Here is an 18,800-nt window from a genome sequence, read left to right as displayed (position 1 = left end):
CGTAGAGAATGAGGGGATCTAATATGAAAGTGTATTCTCAATGTTAAGATTGCGCTCTCTCGTAACTTCATTTTCTCTGATATTTTACATAAATTCTGGTGCGATTGCTGGTAGCAAGGTTATTGATGACGGGGTAATTACACTGCCCTCCTTGGCAAATCCTATGCCGTATTCCCTCTATCTCCCCGATGGTTATTGTAAAGGTGAACTGTCTTACCCGGTTTTGTATCTCCTTCACGGCTACGGAGGGAGCCATAAGGATTGGTTAAAGGCGGGCCGTGTTGGACAAGCTCTCGATCACTTGATTTCAAGTGGACGAATTTCTCCCATGATTGTTGTTATGCCTTCGGCACATAAATCCTAGTATGTAAATTCATCTAAACACGGGAAATATGAAACAGCATTGTTGTACGAGCTTCCAAAGCTACTTGAACCCGATTTGCATAGTTTAAATAGCAAAGAAGGTCGAGCGGTCGCAGGGCTTTCCATGGGGGGCTATGGGGCATTGAAGTTTGCCTTTATTTCACCGGAAAGTTACGCAGCTGTGGCTGCGTTAAGCCCTGCTATATTTGAAAATGTTGGCAGTGAAGATGAATTCAGGCCCGTTCAAATCAAGTTGTTTGCAGGGGCTTTCGATGATCCGTTTTCGACACAGCTTTTTAATACTAAGAACGTATTTCCTCTTGTGGAAAAGGTATCAAATGCACCCGCGACCTATTTATCGGTGGGGGATGACGATTGGTTTGGTCTCTACGATGGCACTTTTGCTTTTTACAAAGCGTTGAAAAGCAGAAAAATTCCTGCAGAACTTAGAGTTATTGACGGTAATCACGATTGGAAGCTTTGGTCGAAAGAGATTGAGCCTGCGCTTGAGTTTTTAGCGAGTAATCTCTCTCCTGCAACCGCAATGGATCTATCCGAAAATATCAACGCCGATGCGCCACGGTTTTTGTTTTGTCCAGATAACTGACATACGTTTGTTTTAATAGTGGAAGGTTTTTAAAAAATTCCTTGGATAATAATCATGCTGATGCCAGCCACAATAATGTAAGCAAAATCAACGACAATTGCATAAGTTGATTTCCGAACAAAACCCCCTGCAGAAGCGATAAAAGCAGCAATTGCAAAAATCATGAAAATTGCTGTGAATAATGCGTTATTTGTGGCTGTTATCCCAATAACCAATGCAAGAAGAAATAGAGCGATAAACTGAGAAACCATCGCGAATACGGGCATTTTTTCTGCACTTTCAAGAGAAACCCCAGAACCTTCAGCCCATTTTTTCCCAAAGAGTTTGGGGCTATACCACGCCCACCCGATAAAAAATGATACGAGTGTACCCACAATTATTGCAAGCCAGTTAACATTCGCAATTTCAGTCATCTAATTTCCCCTTATTAAACCATTGGGTTTAGTGTCTGCGTATAAAAGGACTAATCAACCCCAAGATTATAATAATATGAAGGGGGGCTTAACTCGAGGGGATAATTAATTTATGAATGGTTTTTCTAACTAATGGAGCAACTACGAGTACAACAGGAAAAGCCACGATCCAGGACGATAGCCATGTTTCTAGCCAAGCCAACAAGAGTTCAGGGGTAAAGCCAATAGTTTGTACCATTGCAATAAATGTTACGATACTCGACATCATGCCTGATAGTAGAAAACCAAAGAGGATGAATTCTAATCTGGAGGGAATGAAAGGCTTCATAAACAGGTCTTTTTATAAATTATCAGATATATACTGTCATAGGGTTTTAAATTTAATTGATAAGTTGAATAATTCAAGTGGAGGGTGGCTCTGTTCAGCGGTATTTCGCTTGTATTTCAAGCATAAAACCGTCTTCTGTCATTTTTTTTAACGTATAGTTCAAAGTGGATATAACTTGATCTGGGACAGATTTGTTACAGGCTAAACTCATTTCAATTTCTTTGAAGATATAAATAATTTCAAGATTTTTGACATTCGCTTCACGGGCATAGTAAGGGCCTAAAAGGTGTCCCGTCGCCCATAAATCTATTCGACCCATTTTAAGCTTTGTGGGGTTTTGCAGATCGTTATCAGCTGCATCGACATTCATACCCAATTTTTCCAGATATAGAGCTGTAGCATCCCCAAGATAACCTCCAATTTTGTATGGTTTTGCATCCTCAATTGAATTCAGCGTTATGGCAGAATTACGTCTGCCCATGAATACCCATTTATTGTTGATCAAAGGTCCAACCCATTTGAATTCAGGTAAACGTTCCGGGGTAACTGTTGTCGAATAGACACAAGTGTTTTCCTTGTGCCTGGCAAGAAAAATAGCACGCTGCCAGGACAATAAACGCAGGCTGTACTTTATATTTGACCTGTGTAAAGCCTCGCGGACAATGTCGGTGACAATCCCGGTGATTTTGTTATTTGTTTTGTCTGTGAAATTGAAGGGCGGGTACTCTTCAGTGGTAAGGGTAAGTTCGTAACCGTTATTGGCTCTCGAAGATGTCATGCTGAGGCTGAAGAGTAAGCATAGTAAGATGGAGAATGTCTTGTACAAAGTCTTATCCTCATGCGCGAGCATAGAATATTACCAATTGTAATTCGACTAAGGGCAACCTCACCTGAGGCCTGAATTATAGCAGGGATTTTGTTCATAGACTAATTTTTATCTATGTGAATTGAAGGAGGGAGTCTACTGGTCTGCTATTGATTACTTAAAGCTAGATCTAGTGCCTGTGTATATTGTGACCAGCCAATAATGATTCAAATTGCTAATTATTGTGCGTTTTGGGGCCAGGTTGTACTGAATAACAGATAATTGATGGATGTTGTATTCCGTATTAACTCTATGAAATAAAATATAAAAAAATCATTGGTATAATTGAGGCTTTATATTTGTACGACCCAAGACTGTCATGATTGCGGGAAATCCTATATAAATTTCTCTTGTCGGTGTGTTTTTTGAGTTTGGTAATGGTAATAAATGACAAAACGCCAATTACATTCAGGGATAAATTACCTGAAGCAGTTGATATCGTTGTAATTGGCGCAGGCATTATCGGTATTTCTATTGCGTACTTCCTGGGTAAGCAGGGGGTATCTGTCCTTGTTTGCGAAAAAGGTCGTGTGGCAGGGGAACAATCGAGCCGTAATTGGGGGTGGGTACGTCAACAGGGACGTCATCCCTCTGAGCTTCCGATCATGAAAGAGAGCCTTCAGATCTGGAAAGGTCTTGGGCAAGAAATTGGTGACGATCTTGGCTTTCGGCAAACTGGTTGCCTTTATTTGGCTGAGACCAATGCTATGCAGGGCGAGAATGAACGGTGGCTTGAGGTTGCTCGACAACATCAATTAGATACGCAACTTCTCAGTACTCAGGAAACCAACAGTCTTCTTGGACAATCTAACGGTCCTTGGAAAGGGGCTCTTTATACGGCGAGTGATGGTCGCGCAGAACCTTCTGTTGCGGTTCCAAGATTAGCTCGTGCGGCTCAAAAACTTGATGTTAAAATTATTGAAAACTGTGCTGTTCGCTCTCTTGATTTATCAGCAGGAAAATTAAAGGGTGTTGTTACCGAGTTGGGCAGAGTGAGGGCGCGTCGTGTTGTATCCGCAGCTGGGGCTTGGTCTTCTCTCCTTGCTGGACACCATAACGTTTATCTACCTCAATTAAAGGTTAAAGGCTGCGTTGCAAGAACGGCTCCTGTACCTGGTTTTTATCAAGGAAATGCAGTCTCTGAAAATATTGCCTTTCGGAAAAGACTGGACGGTGGATACACAATTGCACTAGCCGATCACACGACACACAATATTACACCTAATAGTTTCAGGTATTTTCCTAAATTTTTACCGCTTATGAGAAAATCTTTCCGAGATGTTTCCCTTAAGCTGGATAAATCTTTCTTTTCTGATATCGGCCGTAAAAGTACCTGGGGTGAAGGTGACGTAACTCCCTTTGAAAAAACACGGGTATTAAATCCGCTTCCGGATCCAAGATTATTGGATCAGATGCGCAAAAATCTTACGGCATATGTTCCTGAATTGGCAGATACTCCTTTTGAAGAAACATGGGCGGGGATGATTGAAACATCACCGGATGTCCTGCCGATTATCTCTGAGGTTAATTCTATTCCAGGGTTCCATGTTGTCGCAGGTTTGAGTGGGCATGGGTTTGGTATCGGGCCCGCTATTGGGCGTATCGTTGCGGATCAGTTGATTGGCAGACCGACAGGGCATGACCTGAAGAGGTTTGAGCTAAAACGTTTTGTTGATGGTACCCCTATAGACCTTAGTAATGCTGCCTAAGGTCTATGGGGACTAAAATTTTAGGAATAAATTAAACTATTAAGCCGTCATTTCCATATCATTTAGAGCATTGTTCTCAGATGCTCCGGTCTCTGGTATGTGAGAAATTTTCTCCATACGCTTTAACGCCCACATGTTATCTGGGCGGGCCTCAAGACGACGGTTAAGGAGGTTCTTGGCAGTGGAATGACGGCCGGATCGGATTGTCGCATCAATGAGTAGACGGTGGAAAACATCGCGCTGGGCGTGGCTGCCACCAATTTGTTGAAGGTTATCAAAAACAGGTAAAAGAAGGTCAACGCATTTATCGTCATCGCCAGTTTTACAAGCGCGTATTGCTTTGGCGAGCGGCATTCCAAAGTCGCGAAATACCTGTTGTGAAGTACCTTCCCCCATACTTTTTTGTTGCATCGTATCGATAAAAGCATCAGCCGCATTGCGGTTGCCGCTGCTTAAAATTGCCAGGAGATAATGCGCATCGGCAAATGCAAGGCTGTGATCGTTGACATGGTTTGCTGATAGGGTTGCCATTTCTTCCCAACGGCTTCCTACATTTACACCTTCGAGTTCCAGACGATAAAGTAGGGAAACACCGTTGCTTATGTCGCGGAAATCATCTGTATGGTCTTTGCGAATGTAAGAATCATATAGTTTTAAAACCTCGTCCTTTTGACCAAGTTCTAAATGGAACAAAGCCTTATGCCAGTGCATATGATACGAGAAGTTGTTGCATTGCTCCCACTGATCTTGATATTGGCTTAGCCATTCTAATCCCTCTGAAGGGCGGTTGGACATCTCGAGAACGTGTCCGACTGCATGGGTGCCCCAGGCATCATTCGGCGCAAGTTCAACGCCGTATTTACCAACCTTTTCAGCTTCAGTATACGACCCGGTTTCTTCCAAGCCGAAACTGTGACAACCAAGAACAAAGCCATAGTCTCGAACACCTTCGTTCCAAGCAGAAAGGACTTTGCTTGTCGATGCGCGCATTTCAAGGCTTTTGCCACGGAGAAATTGACATGCGTGGGTGAGTTTAACGATCAGGGCGTCAAGAGGATAGACATCTAATAGATTATCCAGGCGGGTGATGGCTTTATCCAGTTCGCCATAACACCAGTCATCGAGTGCTTGAAGGAGCTCTCTTTCTCTATGGTTTGCACCGCGTTCTCTGACACTTAGTTTCGCTTTAAACAAAGCCTCTAAGGCAACCGGATCAGTGGTTACCTTGGCAAGCATTTTATAGAAGAACCCCTTGGAGACGAGAGCTATAACCATCTGCGGGTCAGTATCAAGAGTGCGACCAAGTGCTTCAGGTGTCTTTTTTGAATGCGCCAAAAATAAAGAGACAGTGTTGTCGAAATGATCAACGGCGTTTTGGTTTAAAGCTGTTACTTCGTGTCCACGACAATCAAACAACACGGTATGCCTCCATAGGAAATTTAATAACTTAACTCCATATGGCATGTAACTACCGTTGTTTTCCAGTGCCCAAAAGGTGTCAAAGTTGAGTGGATTAGGAGGTTGTGATCTCTGTGATCTCAGTAATTTCTTGAAACTGGCAGAAAAGTCACGATTTTCGCTGAACCAAGTCCAAGTCTAAAATTCGTGGACACAGTGATCTGACATAATTGTGAAAGGAACGAGAGGGTTTTTCGGATTAATATACAGTAAGATTCGTAATGATTAAGGTTCATTTATGTTCGTTGGTTCCCGTCCTGTTACAATGTTAAATCGATTTATACCCCTGATCCTTTCCGTTGGTATTGTTGGGTACCTGTATTTATTTGTTGGTGAACGTGCAGCTATTGCAACAGGTTTAGGTGTGGCACTGGGAATTAGTCTGTACCATGCTGCTTTTGGATTTACTTCTGCCTGGCGCCGTTTTCTAACCGAAAGGTGGGGAGCAGGGCTAAAGGCACAAGTTATCATGCTGGCTATCGTTGTTACGCTATTTTTCCCTGTATTGGATAGCGGTAGCATTTTTGGCCATAGAGCTGGTGGATTTGTAGCTCCTGCGGGTACTGGCGTTGCTGTCGGAGCTTTTATCTTTGGTATCGGGATGCAAATTGCGGGTGGTTGCGCAAGTGGGACACTGTTTACGGTTGGTGGTGGCAGTATTCGGATGGTCGTAACTCTTATAACATTTATGCTGGGGTCTGTACTCGCGACGATTAATTTACCCTTCTGGCATGGCCTGCCGAAGCTAAAGCCCCTTTCAATGGTATCTCTTTGGGGGTGGGAATTCGCCCTGGTTCTTCACTTAATTGTTTTTCTCGTTCTCTATTTGTTTATTCGGAAGATAGAGAGAAAGGTTCCCACTCAAATTGAGGCTGGGGGTAATGAAACCTCTTTCACTATTCGTATAACCCAGGGGCCTTGGCCTTTAGTTTTGGGGGCGGTTGCGCTGGCCTTGTTGAATTTTGCGATGTTGGCCTCTTTGGGGCATCCTTGGGGAATTACATCAGGTATTACCTTATGGGGTGGGAAATTAGTTACGTTTTTTGGTGCGGATCTCTCGGATATCCCTTATTGGTCGGGACGGGTCGCTGCCATAGATCGATCTCTTTTTAAGAGTGATTCCTCTGCGACCAATATAGGTATTATTGCAGGGGCAATGAGCGCCGCTGTCTTGGCTGGAAAATTTGGTAAATCTCAAAATGTTAATACTAAAGGGATTATCACAGCACTTATAGGGGGGCTAATGTTGGGGTACGGTGCCCGCCTTGCTTATGGTTGTAATATTGGCGCATTTTTTAGTGGGGTTGCTTCTGGCAGTCTTCATGGGTGGCTTTGGCTTTTTACGGCTTTGGCTGGCAATCTTATCGGGGTTCGTATACGGAAAAAAATCAATCTTTAAGAACCGGTAAGGTTAGTTGTAACTTCCCGTAAGGGTGAATTCTTTACCACCAATACCGCGTTTAAAGGCCGTAACCCCTGCGGCCTCTTTGGGGTTGATGCCTCCAAGATCCAGCCATTTAATGTTACGTTTCTTAAGCTCCAGTATCATATTCCATATAAGATAGTTATGCGCCCTTGATTTCCTTCCTTCCAAGCTATTCCAGCCGATAAGGTATGTTGCACTTGCTTCGTGAAGGATGACCAAAACGGCTGCTACAGGTGTCGCTTTTTCTATCGCCCTTAATAATAGGAAATCATTTCTATCTTTGGTGAAACGTTTTAAATTGCCAACCAATGCAGGGCTCGGTCCCCTAAATTCCTTTAGCTGCTTATCCATTTCATTTCGAGCTAACAACCAGTTTAGATGATCGCCCTTCGTATCAACCTCAAGTGAAAGCCCTTTTTTGTAAGATTGATTAAGTTGGTTTCTCCAATTTGACTTTAGGTTTGCTTTGAGATCATTTTCTGACTTTGTAAGATCGAGCCAAATCGAGGCATATCCATCGGTATCAATCCGTTTTAAACCAGACTTGAGCAGGACATTACGATTTTCTTTTGAATCTGCTGTCTCAGGTAGGAAATATGTAAAACGCCATAGTCGTGAGGGATATTTTTTTCGAATTTCCTGCCAAAAAATTTCTTGGACATGCTCTGGAAGATTATCTTCCAGCCAGAGGGGCCCTCGATAAAGCCGGACTTTATGAAACACTTTTAGCAAGCGTTGCTCAAGAACCTGGCAAATACCAACGATGCGGTTGTCGTAATGGATGGTTGCAAATTTACCGACCAATCGCTCTGTTACCAAAGCAGCCTGAGCGTAAGGCCAGCTTTGAAGTAAGTTTGATTTTTCTGCCCTTCGAACGAGTTCCCGCCATTCCTTTACAGAAACACAATTCCACTTGATTTCAACAGGGGTGTTTAAGGATTTATCTGGCATTGGACCATCAGGGCAGGAAAAACATTATTTGTATCCATAATGCTTAACTATGGGTTTTGTAAATGCTTTCTGCATATTTTCATGCTATTTGTAGATCTACATGAAGATTAATTAACTTAGGATAACAGGATCTATGGCGAAGGTTGTTGCCGTATTTAATAAAGATAGAAGGCGTGATCAACGGAGAGCAGTACATTTGGCCGCCAAGTTAAATGGCCTTGATGCCCGCCTTAATGGTACAAATGTTACAATTAATGATATAAGCCCAGGCGGAGTTGGTATATCGGGTGAAGAAGCCGACCTCGAAGATTTTGCTGGCATGGACGTCATTCTTGATGACGGCGAAAAACTTGATATTGCCGCGCTTGGCCTTGCGGTTGGAGATTCCGCAAGGTTGGAAATAATTTTAGAAAAATCCGATCCCTTTGTTATTGATATTGAAATCCGTCGAGCAGATCACGGCCAAGGAAAAATCGGTGCCCGTTTTATTAATATCGGGAATAAGGATTTTAACACCTTGGAGAAAATTGTTCTCGGTCGCCTAAGGTAATACACCGATTTTGAATTTTGGAATATACTAGGCCGCCAAAACAGGGCGGCCTTTTGCTGTGGCGAATATTCGACTCTCTATGAAGAGTTTATCACCCCCAGCATCGGTTATGACGTTGTCATGACGATCGACTTTTACTGTTATGTCTGTAGCACCACATTCCTGAGCCAGAGCTTTAACCGTTTTTTCTGCATAGGTTAACACGTATTCAATGGCGACTTCACTGTCGGTGAAATCAATCTGATCCTTACCTATATGTGCACGATAGCGTCCCTTTTCCGGTGAGGAAATCAACACAGATAACTTTTGAACAACGCCCCCTGCAACAGCTCCGACGGCATTGGATACCTCTGCATGTTCTGGTAAGTTAAGAGACGCATTTAAACGGGTAGCAACATCTTTGTAGTAAGTATTCGCTGGTGCGCCTGTGGCAACGATTGGTCTTCCGAGATTGATCGCGATATCGATAACTGAGTGCCCGTCTTTGTTACTTTTATCTCTTAGGGCATTGTTGATGAGATCTTGCCCTAATTTTTGATTTTCACCGAGTGGTGTATAGTTGATTTCCGACAGGGCAGTTTCCAAAATAGTCGTGGCGGATCCGGTTACAGTTTTTTCGTAGATCATCTCTGCAAGGGTATTGGGAGTTAGATTAGAGAACACCCCTTCTTTTTCTGCATGACGTATAAAGAGTTGCGAAGATAGATCAGCGCCTTTTTTATTCCATGAACCTTGAAGGCCGAGAAGATGGCTCGCGTCACTTGGTGTCAGGCCGGATACAATAACAAGACCCCGATCGATCAAGCGTTGAAGAGGGCGGGCCATAGCTGGTCTTTCAAGGATTTTGTTGAGGGCGACTGGCCCAGCTTGAAGGCCTCCCCATATTTCTTGTTCAAGCCGAGAAAGACTAGATATACCGGCATCGAGTTCACGCAATTTTAAGGCAAAACGCCCATCATTTGGCCAAACTCTATCGTTAAGGAGCTGTTGCTCCATAACGGAGAGAATTTCAGGATATTGCATGGCCAAAAGGCTAACAGGTTGGACACGCCGTGGGCCGATAGTTAGGGATTTTGATGGAATGTTGAGTGCAATTTCACTATCGCCCCCAAGGCCGAATGTATGAACGTCAACTGCTTCGACCATTGTCCGCCAGCCACCAACAATTGCGCCTTCTTTACTCAATTGGGGTTCGCCATCTTTCAAGACGGCAATATCAGTAGTGGTACCGCCCATATCTACGACAAAAACGTTTTCTTCTCCGGACAAATAATGCGCGCCAACAACTGAAGCCGCAGGACCTGATAAGATAGTCTCTACCGGACGAGCGAGGGCTGTTTTCGCCGTTATCAGGGATCCATCGCCTTTGACCACCATTAAGGGCGCCTTGATTGCTTTTTCCTCAAGCATTGTTTCGACCGCAAGAACCAACTGTTGTAATTGAGGGATGAGCTGGGCGTTGAGCAAAGCCGTTAACGCACGTCTGGGTGCATCAAGGCTGGATGAGAGTTCGTGAGCGCAAGAGACTGGAAGATTTGTTTCCTTGAAAATTATGTCCCGAACCGCTTCTTCGTGAGAGGCATTTCTTACTGAAAAATACCCGGCAATGGCAAAGGAGGATACAGAGGGTGCATACTTTTTTACGGCTTCTTCGACAGCTTTTATGTCTAATGGTGCCTGCTCATCGCCCATTGGAGAGTGGCCACCCTGAATGAATAGGCAGGGGTTTTTACCAACCGCTTCACCAAGATTTGAGCGTTGAAGAGCGCCTTCATCATACCCAATAAGAATGAGGCAAACCGGACTGCCATGTGCTTCGACAATCGCATTGGTCGCCAGTGTTGTCGAAAGCGATACCATTCGGATGTGATCGCCTTCCTCGTCCAAAATGGTATTTACGGCGTCACAGATACCTAGGGAAAGGTTGTGCTTTGTTGTAAGGGATTTGGCGGTGCGAAGAACACCTTCTTCTTCATTAAAAAGGACGGCATCTGTATAAGTGCCACCTGTATCAATCCCTAACAACATTACTCGGTATTCCCTGAAAATTTCTTATGATGCGAAAGACCTAGCAAATTACTCGGGCAGCTGCTTCACTAAAAACGACGAAATCATTTGGCGCAAATAGGAAAACGCGATCAGCTTTTCCTAAATTTAATTAGCCCAAGCGCGGCAACCATGCCCATTGTTACAACACAAACGCCGATTATTTCTACGATTGTTGGCTCCTCTCTAAGTACTGGAAACGCCAGTATGACAGCAATTCCAGGGACAAGAGCTGCGAATACTGCGCCACGTGATGCACCAAGCAAGGCAACTGCTTTTGTGTAAAACAAAAGGGCGAGTATGGCAGAGCCAAAACCCTGGAAGATGCCCTGGAACAGGGACTCTTTTATTGGGGCCGTGAAAATTTGTGGGTCACCAAACAAGAAGTATAGGGGGAGATAGATAACCATTGATAAGACGGCGACAAGGGCTGTGGCATGTAGAGGGTCTGCTTGGAAATACTTTGTGCTTACAGTATAGCAAGCCCAGCATCCTCCACCTGCAACAAAAAGAAGATGCCCCATCCACTGATCTTCCCCTGCAGCGGATAGACCTTGCCAGCCGAGAATGGCAACGCCAAGAATAACGATTGCGAGTCCAAATAAACGATTTTTATTTGGGCGATCTCCCAGGATAAACCAGCTTCCTATTGTTGAGATGGTCATCATGCAACTGGGCGCGATTATCCCCATATGACTGGCTGGGGCATAGTTTAGCCCTGTTACTGTGATGAGCATGTAAGGGGCGCCTGCACCAAAGGCAAAAAGTAAGGCGCCTGCCCATCCTATGTTGCCAAAACCTTTGCGTAAAACGAGAGGAAGTAAAACAGTCCCGGAAACAGCAAACCGTAATGCGGTTATATCATAAGGCGTTAGGGTATTTTGCTTTAGACCAAGACTGGAAACAACAGGCCAGGCCCCCCATAGTAAAGCGGCCATTAGGCCGTAAACTATACCCATAGTCAGTGTATTTTGATCTGCTTTGAGTGTATTTAACATTACTTGTTCCTGGTCCGCCAATTTTACTAAAGGAAATTCCTTCATTAACTGGAAGCATATTACTGGGAATAAAAAATGATCGGCTGCAAAATAAGTGGTTTATGCGTATAAAAACTGCATAAAAGAGCCATACATGAGTTTTAACGACCCAGGTCTCTTAAGTACACACAAAAGTTAAGCCGGAAAGCGAGTTATGACGATAGACAATTTCGATAAAGCGATATTGCGATGTTTACAAGAAAACACTCGTTTTAAATCGGAGTATATAGCCGAGAAAGTAGGGCTTTCTGCTACGGCCTGTCAGCGTCGTATCAAACGTTTAAGAGATTCTGGTGCCATTAAAAAGGAAGTGGCTGTCATAAATCCTGAAATTGCAGGTAAGCCTGTTACCTTAATCGTACAACTGGTCGTTGGGCGTTGTGGTGCCGAGGTGCTTGACCGACTAAAACAAGACCTCATTGTCCTGCCAGAAATTCAACAGTGCTACAATGTAACCGGCGCTTTCGACTTTGTTGCAATCGTGACGGTCAAAGATATGGAAGCTTATGAGCAATTCACGCGTAGATTATTTTTTGATAAACCAGCGATTAAAGAATTTGAGACGACTGTTGTTATGGAGAAAGTTAAGGTTGGCCTCGAAATTCCAATTTAAGTCAAACACATTCAAATATGGATTTATACCCTGTGAAGCTCTTTCCACTGGAGCGAATGATGAACTGCCAGAGCCATTGCTTGATATCCGATACCTGTAGAATGCAATCCGTCGTTATTTCTTAACCCTTCCATATAGTCTCTGTCCTTGTTTAGCGCTTTATGCATGTTAAGGAAGGGGATTTTTTCTTCTTCGCAGATCTTCTGGTATTCATCTGCTCCCCCAAGAAGATCTTCGTTATTAAAATCAAAACTCATACCGGTTAGTGAGGATAGAAAAGGCATTTTCTCTTCGTCCACAGGTGTTGGGCCAAACACCATTAAGGGGGCGATTCTTCTTAAATCAAGTACAAGTTCTCTGAAATGTTTCATCGCCCGGTGTCGGGGTGTCCGGGGGATACCAGTTTCTGTTCGCGCAAAATCGTTTGATCCCGTAGCGAATACGATAAAGTCAGTTTCAGGAGTAACCAATCGGGCATTACATTCAGCGGTGGCCCTTGCAGATATCTCGCGAATTGTCTGGCCACGAACACCAAGATTATAATGAATAATGGGGGTGTCGTTCTGAGTCTCAAGACGCGCAAGCCGTCCTGGCATCCCAAGTTTCTCTTCGTCGCCCATGCCTTCCATAATGGAGGCACCAACAAAACAAACGCGTTTCATTTCAATCTAACCTGTTCGTATTTCAAGAGAAAATGGATGGATAAGCTCCAATGGCCTGAGCGCCGCCAGTGTGAAGGAAGACCACGCTTTCGTCCTTGGAAAATTTGCCTTGTCGGATGTGATCGATTAGGCCAGCAAAACCTTTTCCAGAATAAACTGGGTCTAATAAGATACCTTCTGTTCTGGCAACGAGTTCCAGGGCTTCTTTTCCCGATGGGGTGGGGATACCGTAATTTTCGCCACCATAACCCGTAATGACGTTTAGATCAGGATCGGGGTTCCAGACTTCAAATCGGCCAAGTTTTTCGAGGGTGTGGGGAACAATATTTTCTATGGCTTCTGTCACCGGGCCGACTTTACCATCGACCTCTATACCTATAACAGGGAAGGGGCGTTTAGCCGTTATTAAACCAGCGATTAGTCCTGCTTGGGTGCCACCACTGGATGTTGCATGGTAAAGAGCAGAGGGAGTGATTTTGAGTTCGCGGCACTGTTCTAATATTTCAATAGCTGCGGAGGCATAGCCTAATGCACCCACTGCATTCGATCCGCCAACCGGGATAATATAGGGCGTCTGTCCCTTTTGACTTAACTCAGCCGCTAAATCATCCATAATTTTATCACGGTCTGCACCTGCTGGGTGGATTGAAATATTAGCCCCAAGCAAGTGATCCAGAACAATGTTTCCAGATGTTTGATAGCCGGGATCATCCCAGGCGACATTCCGAACAAGAACTAAGTGGCAATCTAATCCATAACGTGCTGCGGCAGCCGCAGTTTGCCTGACATGGTTTGACTGCAAACCGCCTGCTGTAATTACGCAGTTTGCTCCTTTATCAAGTGCATCAGCGATTAAGAATTCTAATTTCCTGGTTTTATTTCCACCACCCGCTAGACCGGTACAATCATCTCGTTTCATATAGATCATAGGGCCGCCGAGGTCTTTTGAAAGGCGGTTCAACGGCTGAAGAGGGGTTGGGAGAAACGCGAGGGGGACGGAAGGATTGAATTCTGTCAGCATTAGAAATCCGTATGAAAAGAGGTATCAGTTTCAAACCGTAAGGCGTGTTATGGTACTCTAACAAAAAAGGAGATCGAAATACGATCCCCTTTTATGAAATTGCGATAAAAATATTATGATTCTTGAATCTCTATACCTTTGAGGGGGAATCAAATTCGGTATCAAGATTGAGCAAGTGACCTGATTTACAGAAAAATTCACAGCCTTCTGACGTGGTGAAATCCAAGGCCTCTCCTTCAGGGTATCGCAGCCAAGTTCGTTTTGGATACTGTTCTCCCTCGCTTTCAAGCGAGCCTCGGATAACGAGTATTTCAAGGCCTCCTAAAGGGGCAACTCGTTTTATTGCAGAGCCCTTTTCCCATTTTTCTATTTGGACAACCTCATTTTTATATTGATGCAGGGGAAGGATTTTTTGAGTGGGAATTTCACCGGCTGTCCAGTGCGCTGAATTGCTATTGATTGAAAATTGTTTGTTATCTTCTTTTTCAAACTGCCAGAGTTTTACAAAAATAGTGCAGCCTTCAACAGTATGGGGAGAATGGCTTGTTCCGATGGGATTGCGTACATAAGTCCCTGCCGGAAAATCACCATATTGATCAGAGAAGACACCCTCTAATACAAAAAACTCTTCACCTCCATCGTGCTGATGTTCTGGAAAATACTTACCTTCTGCAAAACGCACTATTGTTGTTGCTCTTGCTACTTCTTCACCGACACGGTCGAGCATAATCCTATCAACACCTTTGGCGGGAGAGGGGATCCAGCTTGTATTTTCTGGTTTTTTTATCACTTTTTGTTTGAAGTCTGCATTAATGCGCATAAGAAAATCCAGTACTAATCTATCAGTAGGTAGGCTATTGTTTCTATACTTAGGTCTTTAAATTTATTCTGCAAGAGGTTATCTATCAAGTAGTAGATAAGAGGTTGAAATGAGTAGTACAGCAGACACGTCGACAAAAATCATGGATGCAGCAGAAGGTTATATTCGTACCAAAGGCTATAACGCTTTTAGCTTTCGCGATATTGCGGCAGATGTCGGTATCAAAACGGCCAGCATACACTATCATTTTTCATCCAAAGCGGACCTTGGAGCTGCTGTTGCAGAACGTTATACAGAACGTTTTCTGGAAAGTCTGGGGCCAGCAGATAGTAACCCCTTTAAAGAACAAATAACTCGATATATTTCGGCCTTTAGATCTTCTTATTCAGCAGGTGATCAGATGTGTCTCTGCGGAATGCTTGGGGCTGAAATTTCATCTTTGCCAGAGAATATGATCAAAGTATCAAAAGTCTTTTTTGTAAAAAACCTTTTGTGGCTTGATGAGGTATATCTTTCTCAGGGTGAGGAAAGCCTAACTATTGAACAAGCGCGAAAAAAATCACTTCGTCTTCTTGCTCTACTTGAAGGGGGCCTTATCGTTGCACGTTCGCTCGATGGACTGGAAACCTTCGATCAGCTAACTTCTCAAGAATTAACTTAAGCTATCGCCGTTTTCGCTTTGGCTGGTTTTCGTAAGTTATTCGAGGGGCATCCTGAAGAATGGTGTGATGGCTTTTTACTTGATTTGATTGAGAGAAAATCTCTAGACAGATTTCCTATGGCTGTGTCATTGTTTGGCCAATGCTCGTAAAAGTTTTGGTGTTGTGTTGCTGGGCTGTGTCGGTCTCTTAAGCCACCTGTAACATCCAGGCGTTTAGGTTGTTTTGTTGGGGGTTGCTTATCCAGTGTTGCCATCTGGAAAAAATATTACGCAGATTAAAGTCCAAGGTTTGTTCCGAGGGTGGTTTGTTTTTTGCTTTCTTATTTTTGCTTTCGGGGGGATTTTTTCTCCTCCGTTCTCTGCTTATGCCTCTAGTTCCGAAATTGATCCGGCAATTGAGAGTTTGTACTCAGATGACCGCTATCAAAATGAACTTCCCCTGGAAATAAAAGAAACCAAGGTCGAAAAAAAATCTCCACCGCAGCCGCTCCGTAAAGAAAAAAACACGGAAAAGACGGAAAAGACGGATCTTTCTGCATTAGAATTTCTTGGAAAAATTTTAATGTATGGATTTTTGGCTTTAGCCGGGGTGCTTATAGTTAAAGCAATTTATAACTATATCAATGATTTGAAACGGCGCCCACAAAACAAAATCGTACTTGAGGAAAACCCCGCGGCTTATTCCCGAGTAACCGATATGCCAGAGGAGTTAAGTAAAGAGACTTTGGGATACGCAGATCTATTGGCCGAAAAAGGCCAGTTCGAAGCCGCGATCCGTGCTTTGCTATTTTGCTGCTTAAAGCACGTCAAAGATAGTTATCATTCAAGACTTCCGGCGGCCTTGACCAATAGAGAGATATTGAAAGCAGATTGGTTGCCTTCAGATGTCCGCCTTAAGATGAGTGTTATTGTGGAAGCCGAAGAACTCACCGAATTCGGGGGGCGCTCTGCCGGGGTAAACGAATATAGTCTTTGCAGGGAAGCGTTCCATATTTTCGTGAATCCCGAGCGTTCATCCTCTGCGGGTGAAGGGGGAACCATCTGATGGATGATCGGATTTTTTCAAAACGCACTCTTTTCTGGTTGATTTTAATTGGGTCTTTATCTTTTGCCGGGGCATTTATTGCTTCAATATTTCAGGATAAATTAATTCAACTCAGTTCTTATGGGGCGAACTCCTATTCTGAATCTGCCATTGGTCACAAGGCTTTTACCAAACTACTTAAACAGCTCGATTTCCGGGTTCGGATCAGTCGCCAAGCCCGTAGTGGTTTTAATTTTTCAGATGTCAAACTCGTTATTGAGCCCGAGAGTGAAAAGGGATTGTCTGAGGCATTATCTGGTTTTAGTGGTGTCGGGTCCTTAATTGTTTTGCCTAAATGGGAAGCCCTACAAGATCGTGAGAAACCAAAATGGATAAAGCTAATTCAACTGCGGCATCCTTCACAGGTTGAGAAAATCATTGATTATGTTTCAAATGATATAGCACTTGTTCGAAGTGACATAAGTGTCCGAGCAGAAAGTTTTACATGGGATCCTGAACTTTTTTCTTTAGATCAACAGCCTACCTTGATTGCGGCTCAATTGATCAAGGGAGATACCGATCTTATCCGGCCTTTGGTTTATAACGATAACGGCGTATTGTTGGCAGAGGTTGTTAAGCCCGGCTTCTTGTATGATATTGATCGGACATGGATATTAAGTGACCCCGATATTCTATCCAATCACGGCTTGGATGATGGCGGCAATGCAGAGTTCATCGTTAATGTCATCAAAGAGCTAACCTTGGGTAAGGCTGGAGGCGTGATCGTTGACGAAACGTCTCATGGTTATGCATCTGAGCCGAGTTTATGGCGCAAGATGTTCGAATTCCCTTTTGCTGTGGTAACTCTTTTGGCGGTTTGTTCTGTCTTATTGCTTGCATGGGGATCGGTGTCACGATTTGGTGCAGCGGAAAAAACGGAAAAATCCTATCAGGTTGGCAAAGAGTTTTTGATCGGAAACACGGCTGAGCTATTGGCTTTTGGGGGGCATGGTGCCTTGATGCTGCGCCAGTATGTCGAACGGTCGTTACACTCTGTGGTAACGAACCTACACGCGCCAAAAAACCTTGAAGAATACGAGCTCCTTCAATGGCTAGACCGTGTTGGTCAGGCTCGTGGATTGGAAATGAATGGCAGTGATGTCATTCGAAGAGCCGAACAACAGTTTACGTCAAATTCATTTAATACTCTGGCAGCGATAAAAGCAGCTCAGGATATTCATCGTTGGAAACAGGAGATGTTGCATGGAACTGGATGATATCCGGACCATCAGTAACGGTTTGAAAACAGAAGTCCGCCGTACAATCGTTGGACAAGAAGGTGCATTGGATCTGATGCTCGTCAGCTTGCTGTGTAAAGGGCACTTGCTTTTGGAGGGTGTGCCGGGAACGGGTAAAACGCTGTTAGTGAGATCATTTTCCAAGGCCCTGAGCCTTGATTTCGGTCGTATCCAGTTTACCCCTGACCTCATGCCGGGTGATGTGCTGGGAACAAACCTGTTCAACTTTCAGACCAATGAATTTTCCCTGACAAAAGGGCCGATATTCACCCATCTTCTCTTGGCTGATGAAATCAATCGAACACCTCCTAAAACTCAGTCTGCATTACTTGAGGCCATGAGTGAGCGCACTGTCACAATCGATGGCACCAGTCATGATCTTGGTGATGGATTTTTGGTGATTGCAACCCAAAATCCGATTGAACAACAAGGTACTTACCCGCTACCTGAGGCTCAGCTAGACCGATTTATGTTCAAGTATGTTCTTGAATATCCGAGCGAAGCGGAAGAAAGAGCAATTGTGTCCAGGCATGGCCACCAAACTTCGATGCCAAAGCTGGATGAGTTTGGGGTGAGAAGTGTCGCTACTCTGGAGAAGTTGGAGGAGATGCGTGAGGTTGTTAGCGGAATTAAACTAAGTCCAGAAATTACAAATTATATTGTCTCTGTCGTTCGCTCTACCCGAGAGCATCCCTCGCTTCAGTTCGGGGCTTCACCTCGATCAGCGACCATGCTGGCTGCGGCTTCTAGAGCTTATGCAGCACTGCAGGGGCGGGATTATGTCATCCCTGATGATGTGAAATTTGTCGCCATTCCGGGATTGCATCATCGTGTTGTCCTCGCCCCAAGTGCAGAGATTGAAGGCATTCGAACCACCAGTGTTGTTCGCGAAATTCTAGAACAAACGGCTGCACCAAGATAATGCGCCCCACTCTTCGCGCCGCCTTA

18 protein-coding genes and 1 pseudogene are annotated in these 18,800 nt (G+C 44.1%); 9 read left to right on the top strand and 10 right to left on the bottom strand.

Annotated elements, in window-relative coordinates:
* Window positions 1-40: 40 nt before the first annotated feature.
* A pseudogene (locus tag ACOGW3_RS04710) lies at window positions 41-970 on the top strand (alpha/beta hydrolase).
* Between the two features lie 29 nt (window positions 971-999).
* Here ACOGW3_RS04710 and ACOGW3_RS04705 read toward each other — a convergent pair.
* From ACOGW3_RS04705 to ACOGW3_RS04695, 3 genes are all read right to left on the bottom strand, one after another.
* Window positions 1,000-1,383, bottom strand: a complete 384-nt coding sequence (locus ACOGW3_RS04705; protein WP_419901916.1) for a DUF1761 domain-containing protein — start codon at window positions 1,381-1,383, stop codon at window positions 1,000-1,002.
* 88 nt (window positions 1,384-1,471) lie between these two features.
* Window positions 1,472-1,711, bottom strand: coding sequence for a DUF2798 domain-containing protein (locus ACOGW3_RS04700; protein WP_419901915.1), 240 nt, complete (start codon window positions 1,709-1,711; stop codon window positions 1,472-1,474).
* Between the two features lie 94 nt (window positions 1,712-1,805).
* The gene (locus ACOGW3_RS04695; RefSeq protein WP_419901914.1) at window positions 1,806-2,537 is read right to left on the bottom strand and encodes a substrate-binding periplasmic protein; all 732 of its coding nucleotides are present in this window, start codon (window positions 2,535-2,537) and stop codon (window positions 1,806-1,808) included.
* Between the two features lie 416 nt (window positions 2,538-2,953).
* Between ACOGW3_RS04695 and ACOGW3_RS04690 the strand changes: the two genes are divergently transcribed.
* Entirely contained in the window at window positions 2,954-4,285 is a 1,332-nt protein-coding gene (locus tag ACOGW3_RS04690) for an NAD(P)/FAD-dependent oxidoreductase (protein WP_419901913.1), read from the top strand.
* 39 nt (window positions 4,286-4,324) lie between these two features.
* On the opposite strand, the gene ACOGW3_RS04685 is transcribed toward ACOGW3_RS04690, so the two are convergent.
* Window positions 4,325-5,704 carry a tetratricopeptide repeat protein gene (locus ACOGW3_RS04685; RefSeq protein ID WP_419901912.1) on the bottom strand — a complete coding sequence of 460 codons (1,380 nt, stop codon included), beginning with the start codon at window positions 5,702-5,704 and terminating at the stop codon, window positions 4,325-4,327.
* 277 nt (window positions 5,705-5,981) lie between these two features.
* On the opposite strand from ACOGW3_RS04685, the gene ACOGW3_RS04680 reads away from it, so the two are divergent.
* Complete coding sequence (locus tag ACOGW3_RS04680) at window positions 5,982-7,142, top strand: YeeE/YedE family protein (RefSeq protein WP_419901911.1); 1,161 nt, start codon at window positions 5,982-5,984, stop codon at window positions 7,140-7,142.
* 12 nt (window positions 7,143-7,154) lie between these two features.
* Here the strand turns inward: ACOGW3_RS04680 and ACOGW3_RS04675 are convergent, their stop codons facing one another.
* On the bottom strand, window positions 7,155-8,120 hold the full coding sequence (locus ACOGW3_RS04675; RefSeq protein ID WP_419901910.1) for a lipid II:glycine glycyltransferase FemX: 966 nt from the start codon (window positions 8,118-8,120) through the stop codon (window positions 7,155-7,157).
* A gap of 133 nt (window positions 8,121-8,253) precedes the next feature.
* Between ACOGW3_RS04675 and ACOGW3_RS04670 the strand changes: the two genes are divergently transcribed.
* On the top strand, window positions 8,254-8,670 hold the full coding sequence (locus tag ACOGW3_RS04670; protein WP_419901909.1) for a PilZ domain-containing protein: 417 nt from the start codon (window positions 8,254-8,256) through the stop codon (window positions 8,668-8,670).
* 27 nt (window positions 8,671-8,697) lie between these two features.
* On the opposite strand, the gene ACOGW3_RS04665 is transcribed toward ACOGW3_RS04670, so the two are convergent.
* Both ACOGW3_RS04665 and ACOGW3_RS04660 read right to left on the bottom strand, forming a co-directional pair.
* Window positions 8,698-10,698, bottom strand: a complete 2,001-nt coding sequence (locus tag ACOGW3_RS04665) for a hydantoinase/oxoprolinase N-terminal domain-containing protein (protein ID WP_419901908.1) — start codon at window positions 10,696-10,698, stop codon at window positions 8,698-8,700.
* A gap of 110 nt (window positions 10,699-10,808) precedes the next feature.
* Window positions 10,809-11,714, bottom strand: a complete 906-nt coding sequence (locus ACOGW3_RS04660) for a DMT family transporter (protein WP_419901907.1) — start codon at window positions 11,712-11,714, stop codon at window positions 10,809-10,811.
* Between the two features lie 193 nt (window positions 11,715-11,907).
* Here ACOGW3_RS04660 and ACOGW3_RS04655 point away from each other — a divergent pair, with 193 nt between their 5' ends.
* The gene (locus tag ACOGW3_RS04655; RefSeq protein ID WP_419901906.1) at window positions 11,908-12,366 is read left to right on the top strand and encodes an Lrp/AsnC family transcriptional regulator; all 459 of its coding nucleotides are present in this window, start codon (window positions 11,908-11,910) and stop codon (window positions 12,364-12,366) included.
* Between the two features lie 23 nt (window positions 12,367-12,389).
* Here ACOGW3_RS04655 and ACOGW3_RS04650 read toward each other — a convergent pair whose 3' ends face one another.
* From ACOGW3_RS04650 to ACOGW3_RS04640, 3 genes are all read right to left on the bottom strand, one after another.
* Complete coding sequence (locus tag ACOGW3_RS04650) at window positions 12,390-13,028, bottom strand: GDSL-type esterase/lipase family protein (RefSeq protein ID WP_419901905.1); 639 nt, start codon at window positions 13,026-13,028, stop codon at window positions 12,390-12,392.
* 22 nt (window positions 13,029-13,050) lie between these two features.
* A complete protein-coding gene (locus tag ACOGW3_RS04645) occupies window positions 13,051-14,049 on the bottom strand; it encodes a D-cysteine desulfhydrase family protein (protein ID WP_419901904.1) in 999 nt (332 codons plus the stop codon).
* Window positions 14,050-14,179: 130 nt separating this feature from the next.
* Complete coding sequence (locus tag ACOGW3_RS04640) at window positions 14,180-14,869, bottom strand: cupin domain-containing protein (RefSeq protein ID WP_419901903.1); 690 nt, start codon at window positions 14,867-14,869, stop codon at window positions 14,180-14,182.
* 142 nt (window positions 14,870-15,011) lie between these two features.
* Between ACOGW3_RS04640 and ACOGW3_RS04635 the strand changes: the two genes are divergently transcribed.
* The 4 genes from ACOGW3_RS04635 to ACOGW3_RS04620 all read left to right on the top strand — a co-directional run bounded on the left by ACOGW3_RS04635 (window position 15,012) and on the right by ACOGW3_RS04620 (window position 18,774).
* Window positions 15,012-15,530 carry a TetR/AcrR family transcriptional regulator gene (locus tag ACOGW3_RS04635; protein ID WP_419901902.1) on the top strand — a complete coding sequence of 173 codons (519 nt, stop codon included), beginning with the start codon at window positions 15,012-15,014 and terminating at the stop codon, window positions 15,528-15,530.
* 226 nt (window positions 15,531-15,756) lie between these two features.
* Window positions 15,757-16,575 (top strand): hypothetical protein, encoded by an 819-nt coding sequence (locus ACOGW3_RS04630; protein ID WP_419901901.1) that lies wholly within the window; start codon window positions 15,757-15,759, stop codon window positions 16,573-16,575.
* Window positions 16,575-17,831, top strand: a complete 1,257-nt coding sequence (locus ACOGW3_RS04625) for a hypothetical protein (protein ID WP_419901900.1) — start codon at window positions 16,575-16,577, stop codon at window positions 17,829-17,831. Before ACOGW3_RS04630 ends, ACOGW3_RS04625 begins: the two co-directional genes overlap by 1 nt.
* Window positions 17,818-18,774 (top strand): AAA family ATPase, encoded by a 957-nt coding sequence (locus ACOGW3_RS04620; protein ID WP_419901899.1) that lies wholly within the window; start codon window positions 17,818-17,820, stop codon window positions 18,772-18,774. The genes ACOGW3_RS04625 and ACOGW3_RS04620 overlap by 14 nt, the downstream gene beginning before the upstream one ends.
* The last annotated feature ends 26 nt before the right edge of the window (window positions 18,775-18,800 follow it).

The organism is Kiloniella sp., assembly GCF_965205715.1.
Lineage (GTDB): Bacteria > Pseudomonadota > Alphaproteobacteria > Kiloniellales > Kiloniellaceae > Kiloniella.
This window is presented reverse-complemented; position numbering and strand designations above follow the sequence as displayed.

What these genes read in the sequence shown, in the direction of transcription:
- ACOGW3_RS04705 (WP_419901916.1), bottom strand. Translation starts at nt 1,383, where the DNA reads ATGACTGAAATTGCGAATGTTAACTGGCTTGCAATAATTGTGGGTACA.
- ACOGW3_RS04700 (WP_419901915.1), bottom strand. Translation starts at nt 1,711, where the DNA reads ATGAAGCCTTTCATTCCCTCCAGATTAGAATTCATCCTCTTTGGTTTT.
- ACOGW3_RS04690 (WP_419901913.1), top strand. Translation starts at nt 2,954, where the DNA reads ATGGTAATAAATGACAAAACGCCAATTACATTCAGGGATAAATTACCT.
- ACOGW3_RS04680 (WP_419901911.1), top strand. Translation starts at nt 5,982, where the DNA reads ATGTTCGTTGGTTCCCGTCCTGTTACAATGTTAAATCGATTTATACCC.
- ACOGW3_RS04675 (WP_419901910.1), bottom strand. Translation starts at nt 8,120, where the DNA reads ATGCCAGATAAATCCTTAAACACCCCTGTTGAAATCAAGTGGAATTGT.
- ACOGW3_RS04670 (WP_419901909.1), top strand. Translation starts at nt 8,254, where the DNA reads ATGGCGAAGGTTGTTGCCGTATTTAATAAAGATAGAAGGCGTGATCAA.
- ACOGW3_RS04665 (WP_419901908.1), bottom strand. Translation starts at nt 10,698, where the DNA reads ATGTTGTTAGGGATTGATACAGGTGGCACTTATACAGATGCCGTCCTT.
- ACOGW3_RS04660 (WP_419901907.1), bottom strand. Translation starts at nt 11,714, where the DNA reads ATGTTAAATACACTCAAAGCAGATCAAAATACACTGACTATGGGTATA.
- ACOGW3_RS04655 (WP_419901906.1), top strand. Translation starts at nt 11,908, where the DNA reads ATGACGATAGACAATTTCGATAAAGCGATATTGCGATGTTTACAAGAA.
- ACOGW3_RS04650 (WP_419901905.1), bottom strand. Translation starts at nt 13,028, where the DNA reads ATGAAACGCGTTTGTTTTGTTGGTGCCTCCATTATGGAAGGCATGGGC.
- ACOGW3_RS04645 (WP_419901904.1), bottom strand. Translation starts at nt 14,049, where the DNA reads ATGCTGACAGAATTCAATCCTTCCGTCCCCCTCGCGTTTCTCCCAACC.
- ACOGW3_RS04640 (WP_419901903.1), bottom strand. Translation starts at nt 14,869, where the DNA reads ATGCGCATTAATGCAGACTTCAAACAAAAAGTGATAAAAAAACCAGAA.
- ACOGW3_RS04635 (WP_419901902.1), top strand. Translation starts at nt 15,012, where the DNA reads ATGGATGCAGCAGAAGGTTATATTCGTACCAAAGGCTATAACGCTTTT.
- ACOGW3_RS04625 (WP_419901900.1), top strand. Translation starts at nt 16,575, where the DNA reads ATGGATGATCGGATTTTTTCAAAACGCACTCTTTTCTGGTTGATTTTA.
- ACOGW3_RS04620 (WP_419901899.1), top strand. Translation starts at nt 17,818, where the DNA reads ATGGAACTGGATGATATCCGGACCATCAGTAACGGTTTGAAAACAGAA.